Annotated in this window: 5 protein-coding genes; 2 read left to right on the forward strand and 3 right to left on the reverse strand. The window is 71.1% G+C overall.

Annotated elements, in window-relative coordinates:
- On the forward strand, positions 1-1,145 hold a 1,145-nt coding region (locus tag ABD908_RS26275; protein ID WP_345001674.1), incomplete at its 5' end, for a S1C family serine protease.
- 36 nt (positions 1,146-1,181) lie between these two features.
- Positions 1,182-1,697, forward strand: a complete 516-nt coding sequence (gene tatB / locus ABD908_RS26280; protein ID WP_385921842.1) for a Sec-independent protein translocase protein TatB — start codon at positions 1,182-1,184, stop codon at positions 1,695-1,697.
- Between the two features lie 70 nt (positions 1,698-1,767).
- Here the strand turns inward: tatB and ABD908_RS26285 are convergent, their stop codons facing one another.
- The 3 genes from ABD908_RS26285 to ABD908_RS26295 all read right to left on the reverse strand — a co-directional run bounded on the left by ABD908_RS26285 (position 1,768) and on the right by ABD908_RS26295 (position 5,219).
- Positions 1,768-2,121, reverse strand: a complete 354-nt coding sequence (locus ABD908_RS26285; RefSeq protein WP_345001676.1) for a hypothetical protein — start codon at positions 2,119-2,121, stop codon at positions 1,768-1,770.
- Positions 2,122-2,530: 409 nt separating this feature from the next.
- On the reverse strand, positions 2,531-3,667 hold the full coding sequence (locus ABD908_RS26290) for an Mrp/NBP35 family ATP-binding protein (protein ID WP_345001678.1): 1,137 nt from the start codon (positions 3,665-3,667) through the stop codon (positions 2,531-2,533).
- Between the two features lie 55 nt (positions 3,668-3,722).
- A complete protein-coding gene (locus ABD908_RS26295; RefSeq protein ID WP_345001680.1) occupies positions 3,723-5,219 on the reverse strand; it encodes a lytic transglycosylase domain-containing protein in 1,497 nt (498 codons plus the stop codon).
- Positions 5,220-6,444: the final 1,225 nt, after the last annotated feature.

The following is a 6,444-nucleotide window of genomic DNA, read 5'->3' on the forward strand; positions in this document are numbered from 1 at the left end:
GCCTGCGCCCGCCGGACGCCCCGCCGCCCCCGCCCGGGCCCAAGCTCGGTGTCCGCGAGGTGCTGTTCGGGGAGCGGGTGTCGACGCGGGCGCTCGCCGTCCTCGGCGCGCTGGCGCTCGTCGTCGGCCTGGTCGGTGCGGGCGTCGGCGGTTTCGTCGGGCGTATCACCGGCAGCACCTACGAGCGACTCACGGACGCCCACGTCACCGTCGCGCAGGATCATTCGCGGGTGGCGGACCAGGGCTCGGTCGCGTCGGTGGTGTCGCAGGTCGCCCAGGGCGTCGTCACCGTCGAGGTGCGCACCCGGACCAGCGGCAGTACGGGGTCCGGCTCGGTGATCGACGCCAAGGACGGCTACGTGCTCACCAACAACCACGTCATCGAGGACGCGACCACCAATGCCGGCGCCACCACCGAGGTCGTGTTCTGGGACGGCTCCCGCGCCCCCGCGCGGATCGTGGGTGCCGATCCCGCCACCGACGTCGCCGTGCTCAAGGTCGACGTCGACGGCCTCCACCAGGTGCCCCTCGGCGACTCCGACCAGCTGGTCCCCGGCCAGCCGGTAGTGGCTATCGGCTCCCCGTACGAGCTGCAGCACACCGTGACCTCCGGGGTGGTGTCGGCCGTGCACCGGCCGATCCAGGAGCCGCCCACCGGACCGGCCGAGCCGGCCGTGTTCGACTCGGTCCAGACCGATGCGGCCGTCAACCCCGGCAACTCGGGTGGGCCGCTACTGGACATGAAGGGCCGGATCATAGGCATCAACACGATGGCGCTCGCGCCCGGCGGCGGATCCGTGGGCCTGAACTTCGCGATCGCGATCAACGTCGCGCAGCCGATCGCCGAGACCATCATCCACGGCGGCAAGGTGGCCCACGCGACGCTGGGGGTGAACGGCCGCACGGTCAACAACGACAAGGTCTCCGGCGTGCAGGTCGAGAACGTCAAGAAGGGCGGCGCGGCCGAGCAGGCCGGGATCCGCGAGGGCGATGTGATCACCAAGGTGGGCGACAAGACCGTCGCCGACTACGCGTCCCTGGTGGTCGCGATCCGCGCGGTGGGCATCGGTGACACGGCGACCGTGTCGGTGACCCGCGGTGACCGTACCGTGCAGGTGCAGGTCAAGCCGCAGTCCGACGCGTGACCGGACGCCCCGTCCGGCGACGCTAGAATCGGCGTCGTGTTCAACATCGGCTGGGGTGAGTTCCTGGTGCTCGCTGTGGCGGGGCTCGTGATCCTCGGGCCCGAACGCCTCCCGGGTGCCGTGCAATGGACCATGACCACGCTGCGGCAGGTGCGTGAATACGCCACCGGTGCGACCCAGCAGCTCAAGGACGAGATGGGCACGGACTTCGAGGAGTTCCGCGAGCCGCTCCAGCAGCTGCAACAGCTACGGGGGATGACACCCGCCGGCCTGGTCACGAAGCACCTGTTCGACGGTGACTCCTCGTTTTTCACGAGCGGCCTCGGCGGGTCCGGTGGGTCGACGGTGCCGGCCGACGCGCCGCTGCACCACGCACCCACGGACGCCGGCCTCGCCGCCGCCGGTACCGACGCCGCTCTTCCGGCGGTCGAGGTCCCGGCACCGTCGGGGGCCACCGATGCCGGCGCCGGCGAGCGCCCGCCGACCATGCCGCGCCCGATGCAGCCGCTCCGGTCCGGCGAGCGTCCGCCGTTCGACCCGGACTCGACCTGAGAAGCCCGTTCGGGGCGCCGATCCGCGGACCGGCGCCCCGAACGGGCTTTCGAGGTTGTTGTCGTCACTGTCACATGGGGTGCGGCCCGGGGCCTCCGGGTGCGCACCAGCCGGGGCTCCGCCAGCCCGGGTGCCACTGGGCGGGGCTCCGCCAGCCCGGGTGCCATTGCGGGGGTGCCCAGAATCCGGGGTGCCAGCCGCGCCGGTCCCACCAGCCCGGGTGCCATCCGCCGCGGCTCCACCAGCCCGGATGCCAGGTGCCGGACGACCACCAGCCCGGATGCCACGCGCCGGCGCGGCACCAGTCGGGGTGCAGCGCCGCGACGTGCGAGGTGACGGCCGCGTTGGCGGCGGTGTCGCCGAACAGCAGCAGCCCCACCGAGAGCCCTGCCACGCCTATTGCCAGAGTCAACAACTTTTTCATGCCCCCGATATCAGCGTGCGCGCAGCGCACCGTTACCTCGGACATATCGGGCGATTGGTCCATTACTTCCGCGAAATACAACCCGAGGTCTGCAAACCGCGATCGGGGTCGGCATGGATACCTCGGCGCAGGGCACGGCCTCCTGCCTGTGTGGTTTCGCGCGGATCGCGGGTGGCTCGGCGCGCCCAGAAGTTCACTGAAGAGATCAGCGGTCATATCCGATTTATCGCTATAAGGCGCCGCGCCGGCCTTCCTCCGTCGGCTCCCGGAGCATGGCGCCCCATCAGGCGTCGCCTGCCCTACCGGCCGTCGCCGTCCCGAGCCGAATCGCACTCTCACTCGGGAGGTGACGCACCGTGGGGAGGCCGACCACCGGTAGGGGGCCGGGCACCGGCGGTGCGGCGGGACGTCAGAGGTGGCGTGTGGTGTCGATCCCCAGCGACATCCCCGCCAGCCCGCGCTTGCGCACGGCGAGTCTGTCGGCGATGGCGCGGAGCGCGGACCCCGTCGGCGAGTCGGGCGCCGACAGGACGATCGGAATACCGGCGTCCCCGGCCTCGCGCAGCGCCGGGTCGAGGGGGATCTGTCCGAGCAGCGGGACGTCCGAGCCCACCGCCCGCGTGAGGCGCGCGGCGACCTGCTCGCCGCCGCCGGCGCCGAAGACCTCCATGCGGCCACCGTCGGGCAGCGTCAGCCAGGACATGTTCTCCACCACACCGCATACCCGCTGCCGTGTCTGCAGGGCGATCGCCCCGGCGCGCTCGGCCACCTCGGCCGCAGCGGTCTGCGGGGTGGTCACCACGAGGATCTCGGCGCCCGGGATCAGCTGCGCGATGGAGATCGCGACATCGCCGGTACCCGGCGGCAGGTCCAGCAGCAGCACGTCCAGGTCGCCCCAGAACACGTCCGCAAGGAACTGCTGCAGCGCTCGGTGCAGCATCGGCCCACGCCACACGACAGGCGTGTTGCCGCTGGTGAACATGGCGATGGAGATGATCTTCACGCCGTGGCTGGCCGGCGGCATGATCATGCTGTCGACCTGCGTCGGCTTCGCCTCGGTGCCCATCATGCGGGGGATGGAGTGGCCGTAGATGTCGGCGTCGAGCACGCCCACCTTGAGGCCGCGGTCGGCGAGCGCCGCGGCGAGGTTCACTGTCACGGACGACTTGCCGACGCCGCCCTTGCCGGACGCGATCGCGTACACACGCGTCAGCGATCCGGGCTGCGCGAACGGGATCACGGGCTCGGAGTCGCCGCGTAGGCCGCGGCGCAGCTCGGTGCGCTGCTCGTCGTTCATCACGTCCAGCTCGACGCGGACCGCGCCGGTGCCGGGTACGTCGGCGACGGCCTTGGTGACGCGCTGGGTGATCTCGGTACGCAGCGGACAGCCGGCGGTGGTCAGGTAGATCGCCACGTCCACCGACCCGTCCTCGGCGACCCGGATGGATTTGACCATGCCCAGGTCGGTGATCGGTCGGCCGATCTCGGGGTCGGTGACCGTCGCCAGTGCCGCCCGGACGGTGTCTTCAGTTGCCGCAGTAGTCATGTCCTCCCCATCCTATCCTCGCCGGTGGCGCGGCCGATCCGGGCGGGTGGGGCGCTCAGCGCGGCGGCGGGGTCACCGTGGTCGTCGGGAGGTCGACCGATGGGTACGGACGGTGCCCGGTCCGGCTGTGGCCGCTCGGGGCGTGTGTGCTGGACGCCGAGGCGTCCGGGCGCGGGGCGCCCGGCACCGTCGTACCCGGGATCGAGGTCGGGGCGGCGTGCGATCCCGAGGGGCGCGGGCCGACCGGGGGCGACGGTGTGCCGCTCGACTGTGGCACACCCTGCTGGGGGACCGGCAGCGCGCCGGGGATCGGTGGAGCACCCGCCATCTGGAACTGCGACGGTGCCGCCATCGCGGACATGCCGGCGGGGCAGGTGAACACAGTGGTCGGCGCACCCGACTCCGGTGCACCGGCCGCGGCGGTGCCCGACGCGGGCGGCGCACCCGGCACCGTGGTGCGCACGGCGCGCGATGGCCCGGTGCTCGATCGCGCGGCGCCGGATCCGATGGGCGCCGACGCCGTCGCCGGTGAGGCGCCCGGCGCGGGGTGCCCGGAGGTCGCCACGGTGGTCGGGCATGCGACCACCAGCACCGTGTTGCCGCCGCGCGGCGGAGGGGGCGGAGGGGGCGGCGGGGCCGGGATCGGCACCGTCATCTCCGGGATGCCGCCGACGGGGATCGCGCGGTCGCGGTACGCCTTGGCCCAGGCGATCACGTTCGCGACGTACGCGGCGGAGTTGTTGTAGCGGAACACGGCTGCGCGCTGGTTCGCCTCATCGGTCAGGTCGGTGCCGCTCGCGCACAGGTACCGCGCGGTGGCGTACGACGCGTCGAAGATGTTGTTGATGTCGGCCTTGCCGTCGCCGCTGTTGTCGGCGCCGAACAGCGCCCATGTGCTGGGTAGGAACTGCATCGGCCCGAGCGCGCGGGCGTACGTCACCTGGCCGCCCGAGTCGGATGCGATGACAATGTTGTTGCCGGTCAGTGAGCCGTCCAGGAGGGGCCCCTCGATGGGGGTGATGGTGCGGCCGGTCGCGTCGACGTTGCCGCCGTCTGCGTGACCGGACTCGATCCGGCCGATCGCCGCGATCAGATACCAGGGAACGCCGCAGCCCGGCATCTCGGCGGCCATCCGCCTCGCCGCCGACTGGTATGCCTTGTATGCGATGCCGGGGATTCCGAGCGGCCCCGCCGGCATGTGCACCGCGTCGGGCGCGAGCGGCACGTCGGTGCGGCCGCCGGGGATCTCGGGGGTCACGGTCGGCCCACTGGTCGTCTCCGGCGTGATCACTGACATCCCGGGCGAGAACTGGTCGAGTAGCTGCGGTCCCGCGATCTCGTGGGACTGCGCGCCGGTCAGCCGGACACCCGAGTCGCTGCACGCGACCACGAGGGTGAGAGCCGCGACCGCGCCGACTCCGACCAGGACCAGCGCCCGTCGTCCGTGGGCCCGCGGCCCGTTCGCGTCGCTGCCGGCGCTGGTCGCCTTCCGTGGCCGCTCGGGTGGCTCCGTGGGCGGGCCGGGATCCGACGGTGACGGGAGGTCGCGCACGGCTCGTTCCTCTCGTCGGGCTGCTTCGGCGGTGACGGTGAGCCAGGTTACACATCGTAGACAGAGTGTCTGGCCGGTTTCAGAAAAAGATGTTTGGATTCAGCGCAAGCAATGATTGGTGAGATCAATCATCATCGGTTTGCTGACCCCTCCCAACATGTGCACCGTTCCGTCGGCCGCCCCTCCCCCAACATGTGCACCGCTTCGTCGGGCCGGCCGCTTACCACCCCCGCTCGCGGAGCGCACCGGCGAGGCGGTGCAGGAATTCGCCCCCGCCGGCACCGAAGACGTCGGCCTTCGCGACCACGATCTTCCATCCGTAGACGTCGCGAAGTGTTGCGATCCGGTCCGCGTCGGCCTCCTGCTGTTCCGGATCGTCGTGGTACGCACCGTCGTACTCCGCTCCCCCCCCGGAACTGCTCGGCGCCGAGGTCTATCCGGTACCGACCGCCGTCGACCTCCACCTGCGGGACCATGAACTCGTATCCGAGCCGGTGGAGCCACAGCCGCAGCCACGTCTCGGGTGGCGACTCCGCGCGACCGTCGGCGACGGCGAGGGCCTTCTCGACGTGGGTTCCGCAGCGCAGGTAGCGCCCCTCGTCGATGTACTTCTCGAGTTCCTCGCGGGTGGTGACCGCAGGTCGGTCGTGTTGCACTCGTAGCGCCTGATCGAGTGCCGCGACGGCGTCGTCCCCGCGTTCCCACCTGGCGAGGTCGAACGCCGTGCGTACCCCGGTCGTCACACGCAACCCATCGATCGTCGTGACGTCTGATGGCGGCGTCTTCTCGGTGTGGATGATCAGTTCGGAGGACCGTCGTCGCCGCGGCAGTAGGATCTCGATCGGGCGGCCCTCCGCGTACGGCATGCGGTGGAGTTCGGCGGCGGTCCAGCCGCACAACACCGCCGCGGGATAGCGGGTCAGAGCGGCCCTACGTAGGGTCGCGGCGTCGATCACGGACTCGTTGGGAACCCAGATGCCCCGCATAACCCGCGTGTAGTCCCGACGGAGACCGTGGTGGGTCATGGCGGCCTCGAGCTCATTCGTTCGGAGCGTCATACCAATTTAGACGCACGAGCGCGCCGTTCGGATCAAAAATAGGCTCTCCTGACGCATCTGTGGGTGGCCGGGCGCGCCTGAACGAGCGCACGCCGTTCTCCGCCTAGGTTTCTGAGCTGTCGAGGAACAGGAACCAGGTGTCGAGGAGAACGGCGTGCGGGATGTCA

Source organism: Tsukamurella soli (assembly GCF_039541155.1).
Taxonomy (GTDB): domain Bacteria; phylum Actinomycetota; class Actinomycetes; order Mycobacteriales; family Mycobacteriaceae; genus Tsukamurella; species Tsukamurella soli.

What these genes read in the sequence shown, in the direction of transcription:
- ABD908_RS26290 (WP_345001678.1), bottom strand. Translation starts at nt 3,667, where the DNA reads ATGACTACTGCGGCAACTGAAGACACCGTCCGGGCGGCACTGGCGACG.
- ABD908_RS26285 (WP_345001676.1), bottom strand. Translation starts at nt 2,121, where the DNA reads ATGAAAAAGTTGTTGACTCTGGCAATAGGCGTGGCAGGGCTCTCGGTG.